The organism is Chitinophaga hostae (assembly GCF_018224885.1).
Lineage (GTDB): Bacteria > Bacteroidota > Bacteroidia > Chitinophagales > Chitinophagaceae > Chitinophaga > Chitinophaga hostae.
In genome coordinates, this window is record NZ_JAGTXB010000001.1 from 355691 (window position 1) to 372371 (window position 16681).

Sequence of the window (16681 nt, forward strand, 5' to 3'; positions counted from 1 at the left end):
GACCTGCAACGTGGATTAAATGTTTTTCATTATTTATGTGAACGGAAATAAGGCGTTGTTTGCAGAGGATACCCCGGCAGTTTATCAACGTGGATTAAATTGCTTTTTGGAAACGACCGGTGTCGTTTGTCTTCTTGAATGGTTTTTTAGTTAGTTAGAATTTAGAATTTGGTTTTCTCTTTTCTACTGATAAATCAAAGTAAAAACACTATCAGCAGGGCAACAACTATTACAGTTAAAATATAGAAAATAAAGGGTAATAATCCAAAATTATCTTTCTGGCAATATTGGTAATCAATCGATTACTGTTATATATAAAATATTTATATATTAATAGAATGAAAGAAAAAATGCAGGGTTCTTACAGTGCTTTGATGCTCATAATATGGTTTTCGAACTCTTCACTGGGAACTAAAGAGCGCTTTTTGATCTTGGTTTTATAGGCGTAAATAGTGTTCACGGAATACTCGAGGATCCGGGCAATTTTCTCGTTATCGCTGATCCCTATCCTGATCAGGGCAAAGATCCGGATATCGGTATTCAACAACTCATTTTCTTTCAGCATCACCTGGTTCTCTTTATCAAACAAGGCATTAAACTCCCCCACGAAATGGGGGAATATTTTAAGGAACACCCGGTCAAAATTGGTAAAGAGTTCTTCCCGCTCCTGCCGGATATTGATATTATTAACAAGAAACCTTACTTCTGCGGGCTTTCCATCCGATAATTTCTGTTCCAGGCCTTGTTTTAATTTTTCTATTTTCCCGATGTAGGTGGCATTGATATTAAAACAATAGCCCACATACTCCTCCTTTATTTTATTGGCTTCCAGCAACTGGTTATTGATCTCCTGTTGTTTAAGATGGGCTGCCGTTATTATGCGTTGGGCGGTTTTCAGTTTTTGTACCTGCCGGAATACCGTAATGGCCAGCACCACCAGGGCAACCAGCAACAGGGTAACGATAGCGGCATAAATGAGCAACGATTTGGTTCTTTCTTCTGCCGTATTAATTCTTTCATGTTCAATAATCGGTAAAATACTGCTCACCATCACCTTCCGCTGCCGGGCGCCATAGAATACCGCTTCCCCTATAGCCCGTTCAATACAGTGAGAGGCATTTTTAATATCGCCCCTTTCAAATAATAGCGTGGCCAAACTGTAGCTGGCCATCGTTTCTTTGGTGGACGAATGGATATCGGCAATGGCGGACCGCGTCATCAGTACAATGGCTGTGTCTGTATTGTGTATCGCTTCGTAAATGGATCCCAGTGTACAGGCAGATATCGCCAGTTTTCGGTCGCTGATACCCGGCTGGTCCAGGTTGGGGTATATCGCCAGCGCTCCGGGAATGTCGCCCATCTTAAACAGCTGCAAACCCTTGTTGTACCTGTATTCAAAGGAATTAACCGGTATCAGCTGCAGCGCTGAGTCAATATAAGTGCTGGCCTGTTTAATATAAGCAGGCGAATAATATTTATCCTGGTTATAGTCTGCCAGATCAAAATAAAGGCGGCTTTTCATCAGGTAAAACTCAATTTTTATACTGTCCGGCGCATCGGTGGCATCAATGGTATTGACAAAAGCCATCGTTTCCGTAAACATACCGGACGACAACAGTACATAACCCAGTTTTACCTTTGAGTCAGTGATCTTCACAGGATCGCGCAGCTGTTCGGCTAACAGCTCCAGCTGTTGTGCATATATAAAGGCGGAATCGAAATTAAAAACCTTGTAGGCATCATATAGCTGGTGGTAGATGTTAAACCGCAACACCGGGTTATTGGCCGCAGCCGGTAAACCCTGCTTGATGCGTTCAATACCCCTTAACTTAATAGAATCGTAAACAGCCGATTTCTCCATCGCCTTATTTAACTCCTTCAATAAACTGTCTGTAGGAGTTTTGCCGGAGGCCTGGATTGTAAATAGTAAAAATAAAAACCAATAGCCCAGAATTCGATTCATAGCATGATTGAAATGATAAAAGATCACAGGTCAGCGCTAAATTTAAGCGACTTTTTTGATATAACACAAAGCGCCGGTTTATTTTAAACCGGCGCTTATTTATCATTCAATTTTGTTGTAAAAATGCTATAAAACCTTTTTTAGGGTGTAATTAAGATTACTCTCTATCGTTTTCTGGTCCGAATCAAGCAGCTTTAACTCATGCTCATCTACCTGCTGCAGGTAACGTTGCAGGTTTTTGTCTTTTTCGGGATTGATCAGGATCATGGTCGCTCCGGGATCGGACGGAATGCCATGTACGATGGAGTAAGTGCCTTCACTGCGCAAGGTCTGGTTTTTTCCCTGGTAGGTTTCTGTCATTTTAAATTGGGTATCCGGTGGCCGGTGTAAGGAAAGCTCCGTAATGATGCCCTCACAGTCTGCACAGGGTAAGGTGCCCGAATAAGTAACCCAGGTGGCAGTATCGGTTCCGGCAACGTTGTCCGGGTTATCGGCAACACCGGAAGATCCTTTATGTTGGCAGGCGGCAAGCACTGTGCATATTAACAATAGCGGCAGGTATTTCATGAAGCAGGTTTTCTGTTTCATAACAATAAACGCTCTCTATTGTTTTTTTACGGAACAATCTCAAATACGAAAAACTGGTTTTCTTCCAGCGGCGAAAAATTATTGTCGGCCACAAACACCAGGCTTTGATGCCCGTTGGGCAAAACAGGACCAAAAGTAACCCCCTCAATATTATCTATATATTTTCCCAGGCTGCTGAAATCCAGCAGTAACGATTTGGTAGCCGGTTTAAAGTGGGTATCTGTTTGCAGTGAATTAACCCTACTGATATCAGTAGCCCCGGTCAGGTCTGTTATAAATACTTTAATGGTGCAATCTTTTACGCCGGTGGAAAAAGAGCGTTCTATTGTCAGCATTTTTTTGTCGGATAACACCATGATATCGGAGATGCCGTTTACCTTAAATGCATTGGGTGGTGTAGCGGGGAACGCTACGGGTTCCAGCTTGTAAGCGTATTGGGCCACCGGTTGCCGGGTAGCGCTATTATATTTTATGATGCGGGTATAGGCGGTGGTATCGCGAATATCTGCCCGGGGGCCATCTTCATAACGGGGTTCTTCCAAACTCACATAGGTATATTTATAGCCGGGCGTAAATCCAAGTCCTTCAAACACACCGTTGCGCCGCGGGCCATTCTCTGTGGCCTGCATCCGGAACTGTGCCGGTAATGAAAAAGCGTCAATATACCGGCCGTCAGTCGTGATTTCATATACGCCGGGGTTGGTAACGATGGTATCTTTTTCATTCACTATCCGCTCTCCTTCGCTGCTCCATACGAGGCAATGTTTTTTTGCATTATATCTTAATGCTTCCGGGTCGGGGGTAAGTGCAGCATTGGTTTTACTATTAGGATAGGCGTTGCCGTTAGGTTGTAACAGGGTGGTCACCGCAGTGAATTGTACACTGTCGAACGATTTATCGGAAAAATAGAGTTTAGCCGTATAAAAACGTGCCGGGTTCAACGCGGAGCGGTCATCACAAATAAGATAATATTGTCCGGCAGCCGCGTCATAATCTATACCGGATAGGCCACCGGTAAGCGTGCCTTTGTATGGAAAATTAAACGGAACATTATATTGACCTATCAATTTCAGCTGGCCAAAATCCTTTCCGGTATTGGCGGTTTTACGGGTAGTACTGCAACTGAAAATGAAAAACAGCATAAGTATGCCCAGAAAAAGCGGGTATTTTTTCATGGCGCCAAGTTAGGAAATCTCCTGCATACAACATGGGAAGGCCGGTCCTGAAGAACCAGCCTTATTTCCATCTGACCAACTATAAGCGTACTAAGCTTTTATAAATAATTTGGCGATGGCCAGTACCTGGTCCATGGTCAAAGGTTCATCGAAAGATTCAGAAGCGCTGTTGGCGCCAATGTTACCCAATGCGGCAATATCTGCATTCGCCTGTGAAGTGACTTCCTCCCCTGCATATACAGGGTTCACCGCCGTTGTGGTAATACCGCTCTGATTAAGCGTGATCCAGGGCTTCAATGCATTGGTGGCGCCGAACTGCCCGATGGCGCGACGCATGGACCGGATATGCGACGCATGCCGTGCTTCTACTGAATGAATCGCCAGGGCGGCAGTTAACATGGTGGCATTGCTTTGTACATTCCCTGCGGTTTTCATTAGTGCCGGCAGGTACGCTCGCGCAGACACCTGATCGTCATATACGGGGTGTTGTAAAAAGCGGTTTCAAAAAGAGTAAAATAATTTCAATCAAAAAGTGGAGGTTGAAAAAAATAAAAATTCCCCGCTTAGCAGGTGAGTAAAACCCGCTAAACAGGGAATAAGAAGCTGTGCAATCCTATATGGACCGGCCTCTGATTATATTAACAAGAATAGCAATAATAGCTAACACAAGCAATGCATGTATTAATCCTCCTGCTGAGTACACAAAGAATCCTAGTATCCACCCTATAATGAGAATTACGGCGATTAAATAAAGTAGGCTGTTCATATTTCAAGGATTTGATTCATTTATTGTACTAAAAAATTTATGCCAATCAGCTAACAGCCCGGTTTATAGTTATCCCGGCGTTGCAAACATGGCGCTGGTGTGGAAGCTTCTCCACCATCCGTGAAAAAAAAGGACGGGATTAAGCGTGCTCACCTTCCCGAAATACTTTATCATAAAGGGTTTAGTAAAATGGAGGCATTTTTGAAAATAGATTTAGTATGCAACAGCGACTATTTTTTTAACCATAAATTTTTGATTATGCTACAGGAAGAAAAATTGGTAACCCTTTTAAGCGATCTCGTGAAAATTAACAATGACCGGATAGAAGGATATACGAGTGCAAAGGCGGCAACGGAAGATCAGGATATCAAAGCACTGTTTCAGCATATGATCAACGATAGTGAAAAGTATGTGACAGAACTGAATAAGCTGTTAGTGGCGCAGGGCGCAGATGTGGAAGCAGATACAACTATCAGCGGCAAACTATATCGTACCTGGATGGCTATAAAAACCATCTTTACAGGTACCGACAGGTATACGCTCTTTTCGTCCTGTGAGTATCGGGAAGATGCGGTACAACGCGCCTATGCAGATGCGTTGGGTAGCGACACCCCCATGCCGTACAGTGTGCGGGAATTGATTGCCCGTCAACAGGCCAATCTTAAAGAGGCGCATAACACTATCAAAAGCTATCGGGATGTGGTGAGCCAATAACAATATTCCGTGCATTCGGCCCTCGTCTGTTCTTTTTGTTCAAATAGGGGTAGAAGCGGGTTATTCACAATGGCCATGTTATTTTTGAAGTAATGAAATTCCAATCATACTTATATTGATAAGTAATATGGCAACTACGGGATTTTCGGTACAGGGCTGCTTCCCGGATACGAAGCAGCCCTTTTTATGCCCGTTAAAAACAGCCTGGAAACGACCTGTTCAGTGCCTGAAATTACCTGGATAAATTAGTTGCTGTTCATTGTCGGGGATTCTGTTCATTTTGTTCAGTTTAGTTTTGCCCTTTCTAATGTCTATCTGCTGTACTATCTTTATCTGGATTGAGAGAAGTAACTCTGTATATATACCTTTTAACCTCCCCCATGAAAAACAATAATAAGAACCAGGTGGCCTAACCAGCCACCTTTTTTAATGTCCCGAAAAAGCAGGATCCCAATCTTTCCAAACCGGTTCGTATCCCTGACCTTTCAGCATAGCGGCAATCGCAGCCGCGCTTCTGTCGTCAGAAATTTCAAATTGTTCCAGCGACTGCAAATCTACCGTATACCCTCCGGGGTTGGTTTTGGAGGCGGCACTCATGGCTGTGATGCCCAGGTGAACAATATGATCCCTGAATTTCTCTTCTTCCCGGGTAGAAATACTCAGCTCCACTTCCTGGTTAAATAGCCGGTAGGCACAGATCAGTTGCACCAGCTCGCGGTCGCTCATGACAACTTTAGGGGTTAGTCCGCCGGAAAATGGACGCAACCGGGGGAATGAAATGCTGTATTTTGTTTGCCAGTATGTTTTTTCCAGGTAAGACAGGTGCAGAGCTGTGAAAAAGCTGTCGGTCCTCCAGTCCTCCAGCCCTATCAATACCCCCAGCCCCATTTTATGAATCCCTGCGCGGCCCAGGCGGTCCGGCGTTTCCAGCCGGTAGTCAAAATTTGACTTGCGCCCTTTGGGGTGATGCTTTTTATAGTCGTCCTGGTGATAGGTTTCCTGGTATACCAGTACGGCATGTAGTCCTTCTTCCGTCAGCTCCCGGTAGTCCTGCTCATCCATGGGCTGCACCTCCATGGAGATATTTGAGAAATGCGGTCGCAGCAGTTGCAGCACCTTTTTGAAATAGTCTGTTCCCACCTGCTGATGGGCCTCACCGGTTACCAGCAGTACATGATCAAATCCCATTTCCTTGATAGCGGCTGTTTCCATTAATATTTCTGCCGGGGTCAGGGTTTTGCGACGGATTTTGTTATCGAGACTAAACCCGCAATAGGTGCAGATGTTCTGACATTCGTTCGACAAATACATGGGGATATACATCTGCATGGTATTGCCAAATCGCTGCCGGGTAAGGGCATTGCTGATAGCGGCCATTTGACCGAGGTAGGGTGCTGCAGCAGGTGAAATAAGGGCGGCAAAATCGTCCAGCGTGCGGCGCTGCTGATGCAGGGCCTGCTCCACATCCCGGGATGTTTTAGCATAAATACCGGTTTTTACCTCATTCCACTCATACTGATCAAATATGCTTTTAAACATGATGAAGAATTAGTTAGATGATAAAATGATCAGGCCTCATCGAGAAAGGCAATCAGCGGGCTGGAAGCAACTGCCTGCTGGCTGCTGCCGGGTAAACCGGCCTCATATGCCATCCTGCCGGCTTCTACGCCTGCCTTGAAGGCTGCTGCCATTTGAACCGGGTTGCGGGCCACCGCGATGGCGGTATTTACCAATACGGCGCTGGCGCCCATTTCCATGGCTTGTGCCGCATGGGACGGGCTGCCAATACCGGCGTCTACAATCACCGGAATATTGCTTTGTGCGATAATGATTTCCAGGAAGTCGAATGTTTTCAAACCTTTATTGCTGCCAATGGGTGATCCAAGTGGCATCACTGCCGCAGTACCTGTTTCTTCCAGGCGTTTGCATAAAACCGGGTCGGCATGTACATAAGGCAGTACCACGAAGCCCAGTTTCACCAGTTCGGCAGCGGCCTGTAAGGTTTCTATGGGATCCGGCATCAGGTAGCGCGGATCCGGATGGATTTCGAGTTTTATCCAGTTGGTTTCCAGGGCTTCCCGGGCCAGTTGCGCCGCATACACGGCTTCTTTGGCGGTACGCACACCGGAAGTATTGGGCAACAGGTGTATCCGCGGATGCGCCAGGTGTTGCAGCATATCATCTGCCTTGTTATCCATTTCTACCCGCTTCAATGCTACCGTTACGAGCTCGCTGCCGGAGGCCAGTAAAGCGCTTTCCATGACAGCGGTAGAGGAAAATTTTCCGGTACCGGTAAACAACCGGGAGGAGAACTGTCTGCCGGCTATGATTAAAGGTTCCATGTGGGTGTTTGATTTAACTGTTGATGAATATGATGTACCACTGTTTGCCTGTTTGCCGCATGGGTAATTAACCCGCTTACAGCCACACCGTATACCCCGGCTGCCAGCAACGCCGGAATATCTTCCAGCAAAATACCGCCGATGGCAATAACGGGAATGGCTATATTTTTTTTCTGCAGAGCCTGAATAATAGACTGGTAGCCACTCAATCCCAGAATGGGACTAAGGTTTTGTTTGGTGGTGGTAAACCGGAACGGCCCCACACCTACATAACTCGCGCCGTCGGCAACATGTTGCAGGATATCTTCCAGGGTGTTGGCAGTACCTCCCACTATCATTTCCGGACCGGTAATAACCCGGGCTTCGGCTACCGACATATCCAGTTTACCTACATGCACGCCCGCTGCGCCTACAGCAACCGCTATTTGCGGGTGATCGTTGATGATCAGGGAAGCCTGGTAACGGTCGCATATTTTTTTGACTGCTTCCGCAACCGGTAAAATGGTTTCCGCTGGTTCATTTTTGATGCGCAGCTGTATCCATTTACAGCCGGCATCGCAGGCAGCAAGGATGTTGTCGGTATGGTGAGGTTGCGATATATAATGTAATGTGCTGATCATAAGTGATGATAACCTGTTAAAGATGAATGACTGGCCAATAGTTTTTCCGTATATGCCTTTCCGTTAGCACAAGCCTCTTCGAGCGACTGGCCTTGTGCCAGGCCGGCGGTAACAGCGGCAGATAATACACAGCCGGAGCCATGCTTGGGATACACGTTACGCAGTACCGGCTCAAAAGTATGTATCACATCGCCGGTGTATAAAGTGTCGTAGCCTGGTTTGCTTTTATGATGACCTCCTTTGAGCAATACGGCGCAGTGGTCGGATAATTGCCTGGCGGCGGCTTCGCCGTCGGCGCCGCCGGCCAATAGCAGCGCCTCATCGTAATTGGGCGTGAGCAGGTATATTTCAGACAACAGTTCTTTCCACGACTGCAGCTGTATGGTATTATGAAACGTGTATCCGGCAGATGCTTTCAGCACGGGGTCGAGGATAATGCGGATACCGGGCGACAGCAGTTTTATTTGCCGCACGAGTTCCAGTAAGGATTGTAAATCCGCCACGATACCAATTTTGCAATACTTCAGCTGACAGGCGGTCAATAACGGTTTTGCCTGCGCCAGTATATGCGTTACCGGTAGCCATTCCACTGATACAAACTGGTTGGGTGTTTGTATCGTAATGGCTGTACACACTCCCATCCCGTATACCCGGTGCTGTTCAAATGTTTTTATATCTGCCAGTAAACCCGCTCCCCCACTGGGGTCCAGTCCTGCAAAGCTCATTACATATGGTCGCTCTTGTTCCATAATTGCTGTATACGATTATAATTTTCAATGGCCTTTGCCGGTGTTTTCCAGATGGCGCCGAGTAAAGCGGCGCCATCAAAATGCCATTGTTTCAGGAAGATGATATTAGTGTGGTCCACACCACCTAAAGCGAGCACTGGCCGATCGTCTTTATTTGCCAACTGGCCTCCATACAGGCCATGATAGCCTGGTTTGGAGATGCTGTCAAACACAGGGCTTAGCAGCAATGTACTAAAGCGTTTAGGCGTTGACGGTATTTCTGCCGATGAGTGGATCCCGGTGCTGCTTTCGCTGTAAAGATGCGATGCTGAATTGCTACGGGAATGCTGTTCTGCTTCTCCTGATGTTTTTGCCTCACCACTCCAGTGTACGCCGGCAAGCCTGTATTGGTTTGCCAGCGTGGGTTGATCACGGATCAGGATATGACGGTAGCAATCGGGATTTATTTTATCCAGCAGCGAAACATACGCTTCCGTATTCCAGCCCGGCTTTCTCAGCAGCACACGCGAAGCGCCTGCAGATAGCAGCGCTGCTATTATCCGCTCTTCTTCGTGTATCCGTTCAGGTGATGTGATAATCCAGATCATAAATATATCTCTCCGCCTTGTTCTGCAAAGGCAGCGGCTTTTTCCTGCATGCCGGCATTCATTGCTTCATCGGCTTCCAGTCCCTGTTGCGCGGCAAAGTCCCTTACCTCCTGTGTGATTTTCATGGAACAGAAATTCGGTCCGCACATGGAGCAGAAGTGAGCAATTTTTGCGCCTTCGGCGGGTAGTGTTTCATCATGATAGGACCTGGCTGTTTCCGGATCGAGTGCCAGGTTGAACTGATCTTCCCAGCGGAACTCAAACCTGGCTTTGCTGAGAGCATTGTCGCGGTGTTGTGCACCGGGATGCCCTTTAGCCAGATCGGCAGCGTGAGCGGCTATTTTATAGGTGATAACGCCTTGTCGTACGTCTTCCTTATCGGGTAATCCCAGGTGCTCTTTAGGGGTTACATAACAGAGCATAGCACAACCAAACCAGCCTATCATGGCGGCGCCTATGCCGGAGGTAATATGGTCATAGCCGGGGGCAATGTCGGTGGTTAAGGGACCAAGCGTATAAAACGGCGCTTCGTGGCAGTGTTCCAGTTGCTTGTCCATATTGGTTTTGATGAGATGCATGGGTACGTGGCCCGGACCTTCTATCATCACCTGTACCTGGTGTTTCCAGGCTATTTTGGTAAGTTCGCCCAGGGTTTCGAGTTCTGCAAACTGTGCGGCATCGTTTGCATCGGCGATGCTGCCGGGGCGTAATCCATCTCCCAATGAAAATGCTACATCGTAGGCTTTCATGATTTCACAGATTTCTTCAAAATGGGTATATAGAAAATTCTCCTTATGATGCGCCAGGCACCACTTTGCCATGATGGAGCCACCGCGGGAAACGATGCCGGTTACCCGTTTAGCTGTTAGCGGTATATATCTTAATAACACGCCGGCGTGGATGGTAAAGTAATCAACGCCTTGCTGGGCCTGCTCTATGAGTGTATCCCTGAAAATTTCCCAGGTCAGGGCTTCTGCTTTACCGTTTACTTTTTCGAGGGCCTGGTAAATGGGAACGGTACCGATGGGCACGGGTGAGTTGCGGATGATCCATTCTCTTGTTTCGTGGATATTTTTACCGGTGCTCAGGTCCATGATGGTATCGGCGCCCCAGCGGCATGACCATACGGCTTTTTCCACTTCTTCTTCAATGCTGGAACTTACGGCTGAGTTACCGATGTTAGCATTTATTTTTACCAGGAAGTTGCGGCCAATGATCATGGGTTCGCTTTCCGGGTGATTGATATTGGAAGGGATGATTGCTCTGCCGGCGGCCACTTCCTGGCGAACAAATTCCGGGGTGATGTATTTTACCGGGGTGTTGGCGCCAAAGCTGTGCCCTTTATGTTGATCCCACAGCGGGTTATTTTCTTCAAATAATTTATCTGCGCATTGATTTTCACGGATGGCAATGTATTCCATTTCCGGGGTGATAATACCCTGTTGGGCGTAGTACAGTTGCGTTACATTTTGTCCGGCTTTTGCGCGTAGGGGTTTATGTGTATGGCTCATCAGCGGCATTTTGCCTCCTTCCTTCATCAGCGATCTCACAAAAGGGCTGCTATATTCCGGTAACTGTTCTACATCTTTCCGTGAGCTGATCCATTCTTCACGGATGCGGGGAATGCCGGTGCTTACGTCGATGGCGATGTTGGGATCGGAGAATGCGCCGCTGGTATCGTAGGTAATTACCGGTGCATTGGGAACGGACGCGCCGTTTTTACCGTGCATACGTGTATCCGTGAGCGTTATTTTGCGCATGGCTACTCTGATAGGATGTATGCTGCCGTCTACATAGATTTTTTCTGATGCAGGAAATGGTGTGCGGCTGATGGCCGCAGGCTGTTGTTGCATGATGTCTGGATTTTTACAGATAGAAATATTGGTTCCGGAGCTGTTGCTACGGAAAAGGCTATACGAATTTTGTGAAACAGGAATTAACCACCCTGGGTTGCCCGGATAATGGTAATGTTATCTGCTGCCGACAGGGATTGTTTTTCCCAATGTATTTTGGGTATCACCTGGTTGTTAACGGCAACAGCAATGCCTTTTTGAGCTGAGATCTGAATAAACTGTAAGAGTGCAGCGATGGTTGTTCCTGGCTGCACCGCATAAAGTTTATTGTTTACATGCACTTCCATAATAAATTGGAATTTTGGTGAAACAATAAACTTTAAGGATGTGGAAAGATGAGAAAGGTTCAGTTACTTTTCCCTACGGCAGTATGAGCTGCTTCAGGTACTGAGGGTATCATCTCAGTTTATTCTCCTGTAAACAGGGAATAAACACCCCTAAAGTGTGGGTATAAAAGTAATACATTTTTTAAGAAATACGAATTACGAATTATGAATTGCGGATTTGTGGGAAGATTGTCTGTTATTATCTTCCCACAAATCCGCAATTCATAATTCGTAATTCGTAATTTTAAATCATGGTAAGATTCAATTTAGTGTGTTTATTGATACTGGCCGTTGCCTGTAATGGGGCAAAGCATCGGGAGGTGGTGAAAGAAGAGGAGGTGGTGCTGGACGACAGCAGCCTGGTTAGTATCGCAGACAGCAGTAATGCCGGCATTACTGACAGCATCGCTGCTGTTGCGGATACACTGCACGTAGATGCAGCTAAACTCATAGGTAGGTGGATACAGCCCGTAGCGGGCCTGGATAAAGAAACGCAGGGTTTTCAACTCAGAAAGAACGGAACCGCCAAATCCATTAACATGTACACGCTGGTGTATGAGAAATGGAAGCTGACGCACGACACCTTGTTACTATGGAATCATTCCGAAGGTGTAAAAGATACTTCCACTATTGTGGATACTACGATCATCAAAGAATTATCGGACACCTCACTGGTACTGTTCCCGGTGAAAGCCGCCGAGGGCTATGTGGAAAAGTACCGCAGGCAAAACTAGATCCATCAGTTATACAGCTGCCAGAGGCCTACCAGGCAGGCTACTACAGCCATGAATACCCCGGCCGCGGCGAGTTGCATATCGTCGATATTTTTCCTTCCTATAAATAAGGATATCAGACCAATTACAATTGCTACAGCACCGGCGGTGACTGCATAGCTGGGCGTTTTGGTGCTAAAAGCAAAGGCTGCTGATATTACACCAATGATGAGCGCTGATATACAGGCTGTTTTTGTTAAGGCTGTTGAGTGTTGCATATATATTCGTTGTTTTTGAAAACAGGTGAAGGAATAATTGTTTGCTTATAGGTGTTATGCTGACTGCTGATTTTCTTTGATCACTGTATTTTGCCAGGGAACCTTTAACAGGGAGCCTATTTCCTGGTATCGGGGATCCTGGTATTCATCCAGTCCATAACGCAGGGCCAGCGTATCGGGCACTTTTACAAAAGTGCCGAAGAGCCGGTCCCAGATAGAGAATATATTCGCATAATTAGCGTCTGTTTCAGGTTGGTAATGGCTATGATGCACTTTGTGCATATCTGGCGACACAATCACCCAGCTAAGCGCATTATCGAGCCATTTGGGCAGGTGGATATTAGCATGATTAAACTGCGACATAAAAGCCGACAGGCTCTGGTAAAACATCACCATCCAGAAAGGCACTCCCATGGTAACAATGGCCACGAAGAGGGCAATCACCCGCAGCAGGCTTTCCACCGGATGATGCCGAAGGGCGGTGGTAGCATCTATCTGCGTATCTATATGATGAATTTTATGGAATTGCCACATCCAGGCGGTTTTGTGCTGTACCCAGTGTATGAGCCAGGCGCCGATGAAATCCAGCATGAGCAGTGCCAGGAGGGTATGCAGCCATAATGGAAGTTTCACCAGGTAGAGAAGTCCAAACTGCTGGTCGCTGGTCCACCGCGATGCTTTTACAATCAGGAATGCCAGCCCGGTATTCACAATTATCGTGGTAAGTGTGAAAAACAGGTTGGTACCGGCATGTTTATAACGGTTGTTGCGAAAACGGAACCGGGGCGCCATGCCCTCAATGATCCATAGAAGCAAGAGTCCGCTCATTAAAATGATTGTACGGTACGCAGATGGAATATGTTCAAAAAATGTTACCATATGATGGTAATATATTATATAGAGTTCATTTTATGCTGCGCTATCATGGTTCTTCAAACCAGGCCAACAAAATCTCTGCAGTGGATATGGGGGGAAATAATTCCACGTAAAATTTACAACTATTTGGGGAATAAATAAAGCCCTCTTTGGGCCATGGGTAAAGAAAAAAGCAACCTCTTTGTGGGAGATTGCTTTATGTATAAGTTTTAAAATATAAGTATTTTTCTTTTAGCATTTAGCTAACAGCTGTCAACTAGTTATTCAGCATCAGCGGCATGACCAGCATCAGGAGATCTTCATTTTCTTCTTTTTCAGAAGGTCTGAGGATACCTGCTTTGGTGGCAGTAGCCAGGTCAATGGAAATTTCGTCGCCTTCTGCTGCGTTCAGCATTTCGATCAGGAACTTTGCATTAAAAGCAATCTGCATATCATCGCCGGTATACTGGCAACTCATGCGTTCATTACCTTCAAAAGAGAAGTCCACATCCTGGGCGGAGAGCTGTAGTTCACTGCCGGTAATGCTCAGCGCTACCTGGTTGGTGCTTTTGTTGGCAAATACGCCTACGCGTTTCAGGGCGTTCTGGAAATCGCTTTTCACAACGGTGAGGCGGTATGGATTATCTTTTGGTATTACTACCTTATAGTCAGGGAAACGGGCATCAATAAGGCGGCAGATCATCTGGGCGCCTTCGTGCTGCACGAAGAAGTGGTTCTGGCTATAAGCTATTTTGATCTGGGTATCGTTGTCCGGCAGGGCTGTTTTGAGCAGGTTCAGCGGCTTTTTAGGCACGATGAAAGTATCGGCCTGCGGGCATTGTACGTCTGTTCTTACATATTTCACCAGGCGATGTGCATCGGTGGCTACGAATGTGAGGCTTTCCGGGGCGATTTCGAAGAATACGCCGGTCATAGCGGGGCGCAGGTCATCGTTGCTCACGGCAAACAGCGTTTTGTTGATAGCGGTTACCAGGCCGGTAGCGGACATGGTAAAGGAAGTAGTATCGTCGGCGGCTGGCTCCTTCGGAAAATTCTCTGGATTTTCACCCATTACCTTGTACTTACCATTGTCTGAAGTAATCTCTACAGCGTAGGAGTTCAGGTCAATGTGGAAAGTAAGTGGCTGGTCAGGCAGATTTTTGAGGGAATCCATCAGGATCTTTGCCGGGATGCAGATTCTTCCGCTTTCCTTGGCTTCCACCTCCAGCTTCACCCGCATTACAGTTTCCAGGTCAGTAGCAACTACAGTCAGTTCGTTTTTGTCAATCAGGAATAGAAAATCCTCCAGTATAGGCAATACTGTGTTCGAATTGATAACCCCGCTGATCTGTTGTAATTGTTTTAATAAAGTAGAGGAAGAAACAATAAATTTCATGATCTATAAATGTTTGCTTATCGTTTTTTGTTGTTGGGTAACCACCTGGGACTGCCGCCCGATGTCCATCGTTACCTCCCATAAAAGCTCAAATGTACTGTAAACAAAGATAGAAAGTTTTGACATTCTCTCTAATTTCATCACATCTTATACACTAAGATAACATGGTTTTACACAACGATTTGCAGGCTTTCATACATTTGTTTTTAATGTAATACTGAACAGAAAGAGTGAAAAGTCCCTTTTAATTAGATGAGATGTAATATCGGCCCGCTATTATTGATGAATGTGAAAAGAATTAGCCTATTCTTTTAAATTATCCCCGAATCGGTTACTTTTGCCGCGCTGAAAAATTATTCCAAACCAACAAAAAAAAGCAGGTTATGAAACTGTCTCATTTAGCCGAAACACTGATTGGATCCGAAATCATTAAGTTAGCAGCTGAAATAAAGGAGAAACAGGCCAAGGGTGAGAAGATATATAATTTCACGATTGGCGATTTTGACCCGAAGGTATTTCCTATCCCGGTTGAATTTGAACAGGAAATCATAACAGCCTATAAGGAGCACCTGACCAACTATCCTCCTGCCGATGGTATCGCAGAGTTAAGACAGGAAGTAGGTGGTTTTATAGCTGAACGTGAGGGCATCACTTACGATCCTGCCAAGGAAATCGTGATTTCCTGCGGTGGTCGCCCGATCATTTACGCTACCTTCAGAACCATCCTGGATCGCGGCGAAAAAGTAGTGTACGCTACCCCCTCCTGGAACAATAACCACTACACCCACTTCCTGGAAGCGGAACACGTAGTGCTGGAAACGAAGCCTGAAAACGATTTCATGCCAACTGCGGCAGAATTAAAACCGCTCCTGAAAGGTGCTACCCTCCTGGCGCTTTGCTCCCCGCAAAACCCAACCGGTACCGCTTTTGGTAAGCAACAACTGGAAGAGATCTGCGACCTGGTACTGGCAGAAAATAAAAGCAGGGGTGCCGACGAAAAGCCGCTCTATGTATTATTCGACCAGATGTACTGGGTGTTGACCTTTGGTGAAACTCACCACCATAACCCGGTTACACTCCGTCCGGAAATGAGAAATTATACCGTTTTCATCGATGGTATGAGTAAAGCCTTTGCTGCTACCGGCGTAAGAGTTGGTTGGGCTTTAGGACCTGCTCATGTTATCGGAAAAATGAAATCCATCCTTTCTCACGTAGGCGCCTGGAGCCCAATGGCTGAACAAAAAGCCGCTGCCCGCTACCTCGCACAGAAAGAAAATGTGGATAAGTACCTGAAACACTTCAAAGGCGAAATCGAAGAAAGACTGGTGAAAATCTACGAAGGCTTTGATAAACTGAAAAAAGCAGGTCACCAGGTAGAAGCCATTGCTCCGCAGGCCGCTATTTACCTGACCGTTAAATTTGACCTGACAGGTAAAAAGACAGCTGATGGCACTGCGCTGGCAGATCAGGCTGCTGTTACGTCCTACATCCTGAATGAGGCGAAACTGGCCCTGGTGCCGTTTTACGCTTTCGGATCTGCTAAAAACTCACCCTGGTATCGTCTTAGCGTAGGTACCTGCGTGAAAGAAGAGATCCCTGCTATGTTTGAAAAACTGCAGGCAGCTCTTGAAAAATTAAAATAGTTTTATTCCGGATTGTTTTGCCCAGGATTAGACTGATTTAATTGATTGTCCTGATTTTATTTTTTTTGATTTTATATGATGAGCGAAGATGGAAGCGGTAACGCTACCTTCTT

At 46.2% G+C, this 16681-nt stretch carries 18 protein-coding genes and 1 riboswitch; of the genes, 3 read left to right on the plus strand and 15 right to left on the minus strand.

Annotated features, from left to right (window positions below; all coding sequences use genetic code 11):
• Nucleotides 1–361: 361 nt before the first annotated feature.
• The 5 genes from susR to KE626_RS01520 all read right to left on the minus strand — a co-directional run bounded on the left by susR (nt 362) and on the right by KE626_RS01520 (nt 4492).
• The gene (susR, locus tag KE626_RS01500; RefSeq protein WP_211971119.1) at nt 362–1963 is read right to left on the minus strand and encodes a SusR family glycan utilization regulator; all 1602 of its coding nucleotides are present in this window, start codon (nt 1961–1963) and stop codon (nt 362–364) included.
• A gap of 126 nt (nt 1964–2089) precedes the next feature.
• Nucleotides 2090–2530 carry a copper resistance protein NlpE gene (locus KE626_RS01505; protein ID WP_211971120.1) on the minus strand — a complete coding sequence of 147 codons (441 nt, stop codon included), beginning with the start codon at nt 2528–2530 and terminating at the stop codon, nt 2090–2092.
• 47 nt (nt 2531–2577) lie between these two features.
• Complete coding sequence (locus KE626_RS01510; protein WP_211971121.1) at nt 2578–3726, minus strand: esterase-like activity of phytase family protein; 1149 nt, start codon at nt 3724–3726, stop codon at nt 2578–2580.
• A 90-nt stretch (nt 3727–3816) separates the two neighbouring features.
• Complete coding sequence (locus KE626_RS01515; RefSeq protein ID WP_346344325.1) at nt 3817–4191, minus strand: ferritin-like domain-containing protein; 375 nt, start codon at nt 4189–4191, stop codon at nt 3817–3819.
• Between the two features lie 148 nt (nt 4192–4339).
• Entirely contained in the window at nt 4340–4492 is a 153-nt protein-coding gene (locus KE626_RS01520; RefSeq protein ID WP_211971122.1) for a lmo0937 family membrane protein, read from the minus strand.
• A 258-nt stretch (nt 4493–4750) separates the two neighbouring features.
• Between KE626_RS01520 and KE626_RS01525 the strand changes: the two genes are divergently transcribed.
• Nucleotides 4751–5206: a PA2169 family four-helix-bundle protein gene (locus KE626_RS01525; protein WP_211971123.1), complete on the plus strand. Its 456-nt coding sequence runs from the start codon at nt 4751–4753 to the stop codon at nt 5204–5206.
• A 426-nt stretch (nt 5207–5632) separates the two neighbouring features.
• Here KE626_RS01525 and thiH read toward each other — a convergent pair whose 3' ends face one another.
• From thiH to thiS, 7 genes are all read right to left on the minus strand, one after another.
• On the minus strand, nt 5633–6745 hold the full coding sequence (gene thiH, locus KE626_RS01530) for a 2-iminoacetate synthase ThiH (protein ID WP_211971124.1): 1113 nt from the start codon (nt 6743–6745) through the stop codon (nt 5633–5635).
• 29 nt (nt 6746–6774) lie between these two features.
• Nucleotides 6775–7548: a thiazole synthase gene (locus KE626_RS01535; protein WP_211971125.1), complete on the minus strand. Its 774-nt coding sequence runs from the start codon at nt 7546–7548 to the stop codon at nt 6775–6777.
• Complete coding sequence (locus KE626_RS01540; RefSeq protein WP_211971126.1) at nt 7536–8168, minus strand: thiamine phosphate synthase; 633 nt, start codon at nt 8166–8168, stop codon at nt 7536–7538. Before KE626_RS01540 ends, KE626_RS01535 begins: the two co-directional genes overlap by 13 nt.
• Nucleotides 8165–8917, minus strand: a complete 753-nt coding sequence (locus tag KE626_RS01545; protein WP_211971127.1) for a hydroxymethylpyrimidine/phosphomethylpyrimidine kinase — start codon at nt 8915–8917, stop codon at nt 8165–8167. The genes KE626_RS01540 and KE626_RS01545 overlap by 4 nt, the downstream gene beginning before the upstream one ends.
• A complete protein-coding gene (locus KE626_RS01550) occupies nt 8893–9504 on the minus strand; it encodes a thiamine phosphate synthase (protein ID WP_211971128.1) in 612 nt (203 codons plus the stop codon). Before KE626_RS01550 ends, KE626_RS01545 begins: the two co-directional genes overlap by 25 nt.
• Complete coding sequence (thiC, locus tag KE626_RS01555; protein ID WP_211971129.1) at nt 9501–11357, minus strand: phosphomethylpyrimidine synthase ThiC; 1857 nt, start codon at nt 11355–11357, stop codon at nt 9501–9503. Before thiC ends, KE626_RS01550 begins: the two co-directional genes overlap by 4 nt.
• Nucleotides 11358–11440: 83 nt before the next feature.
• Nucleotides 11441–11644, minus strand: coding sequence for a sulfur carrier protein ThiS (gene thiS, locus KE626_RS01560; protein ID WP_211971130.1), 204 nt, complete (start codon nt 11642–11644; stop codon nt 11441–11443).
• Nucleotides 11645–11697: 53 nt separating this feature from the next.
• Nucleotides 11698–11806, minus strand: a riboswitch (TPP riboswitch).
• Between the two features lie 128 nt (nt 11807–11934).
• Here thiS and KE626_RS01565 point away from each other — a divergent pair.
• Nucleotides 11935–12417 (plus strand): lipocalin-like domain-containing protein, encoded by a 483-nt coding sequence (locus tag KE626_RS01565; protein ID WP_211971131.1) that lies wholly within the window; start codon nt 11935–11937, stop codon nt 12415–12417.
• A 5-nt stretch (nt 12418–12422) separates the two neighbouring features.
• Here the strand turns inward: KE626_RS01565 and KE626_RS01570 are convergent, their stop codons facing one another.
• The 3 genes from KE626_RS01570 to dnaN form a co-directional block, all read right to left on the minus strand.
• Entirely contained in the window at nt 12423–12674 is a 252-nt protein-coding gene (locus KE626_RS01570; protein WP_211971132.1) for a hypothetical protein, read from the minus strand.
• A gap of 54 nt (nt 12675–12728) precedes the next feature.
• Nucleotides 12729–13502, minus strand: a complete 774-nt coding sequence (locus KE626_RS01575) for a sterol desaturase family protein (protein ID WP_249207191.1) — start codon at nt 13500–13502, stop codon at nt 12729–12731.
• Nucleotides 13503–13806: 304 nt separating this feature from the next.
• Complete coding sequence (gene dnaN, locus KE626_RS01580) at nt 13807–14925, minus strand: DNA polymerase III subunit beta (RefSeq protein WP_211971134.1); 1119 nt, start codon at nt 14923–14925, stop codon at nt 13807–13809.
• 383 nt (nt 14926–15308) lie between these two features.
• On the opposite strand from dnaN, the gene KE626_RS01585 reads away from it, so the two are divergent.
• The gene (locus tag KE626_RS01585) at nt 15309–16568 is read left to right on the plus strand and encodes a pyridoxal phosphate-dependent aminotransferase (RefSeq protein WP_211971135.1); all 1260 of its coding nucleotides are present in this window, start codon (nt 15309–15311) and stop codon (nt 16566–16568) included.
• Nucleotides 16569–16681 lie beyond the last annotated feature (113 nt).

What these genes read in the sequence shown, in the direction of transcription:
- susR (WP_211971119.1), bottom strand. Translation starts at nt 1,963, where the DNA reads ATGAATCGAATTCTGGGCTATTGGTTTTTATTTTTACTATTTACAATC.
- KE626_RS01505 (WP_211971120.1), bottom strand. Translation starts at nt 2,530, where the DNA reads ATGAAATACCTGCCGCTATTGTTAATATGCACAGTGCTTGCCGCCTGC.
- KE626_RS01510 (WP_211971121.1), bottom strand. Translation starts at nt 3,726, where the DNA reads ATGAAAAAATACCCGCTTTTTCTGGGCATACTTATGCTGTTTTTCATT.
- KE626_RS01520 (WP_211971122.1), bottom strand. Translation starts at nt 4,492, where the DNA reads ATGAACAGCCTACTTTATTTAATCGCCGTAATTCTCATTATAGGGTGG.
- KE626_RS01525 (WP_211971123.1), top strand. Translation starts at nt 4,751, where the DNA reads ATGCTACAGGAAGAAAAATTGGTAACCCTTTTAAGCGATCTCGTGAAA.
- thiH (WP_211971124.1), bottom strand. Translation starts at nt 6,745, where the DNA reads ATGTTTAAAAGCATATTTGATCAGTATGAGTGGAATGAGGTAAAAACC.
- KE626_RS01535 (WP_211971125.1), bottom strand. Translation starts at nt 7,548, where the DNA reads ATGGAACCTTTAATCATAGCCGGCAGACAGTTCTCCTCCCGGTTGTTT.
- KE626_RS01540 (WP_211971126.1), bottom strand. Translation starts at nt 8,168, where the DNA reads ATGATCAGCACATTACATTATATATCGCAACCTCACCATACCGACAAC.
- KE626_RS01545 (WP_211971127.1), bottom strand. Translation starts at nt 8,917, where the DNA reads ATGGAACAAGAGCGACCATATGTAATGAGCTTTGCAGGACTGGACCCC.
- KE626_RS01550 (WP_211971128.1), bottom strand. Translation starts at nt 9,504, where the DNA reads ATGATCTGGATTATCACATCACCTGAACGGATACACGAAGAAGAGCGG.
- thiC (WP_211971129.1), bottom strand. Translation starts at nt 11,357, where the DNA reads ATGCAACAACAGCCTGCGGCCATCAGCCGCACACCATTTCCTGCATCA.
- thiS (WP_211971130.1), bottom strand. Translation starts at nt 11,644, where the DNA reads ATGGAAGTGCATGTAAACAATAAACTTTATGCGGTGCAGCCAGGAACA.
- KE626_RS01565 (WP_211971131.1), top strand. Translation starts at nt 11,935, where the DNA reads ATGGTAAGATTCAATTTAGTGTGTTTATTGATACTGGCCGTTGCCTGT.
- KE626_RS01570 (WP_211971132.1), bottom strand. Translation starts at nt 12,674, where the DNA reads ATGCAACACTCAACAGCCTTAACAAAAACAGCCTGTATATCAGCGCTC.
- KE626_RS01575 (WP_249207191.1), bottom strand. Translation starts at nt 13,502, where the DNA reads ATGAGCGGACTCTTGCTTCTATGGATCATTGAGGGCATGGCGCCCCGG.
- dnaN (WP_211971134.1), bottom strand. Translation starts at nt 14,925, where the DNA reads ATGAAATTTATTGTTTCTTCCTCTACTTTATTAAAACAATTACAACAG.
- KE626_RS01585 (WP_211971135.1), top strand. Translation starts at nt 15,309, where the DNA reads ATGAAACTGTCTCATTTAGCCGAAACACTGATTGGATCCGAAATCATT.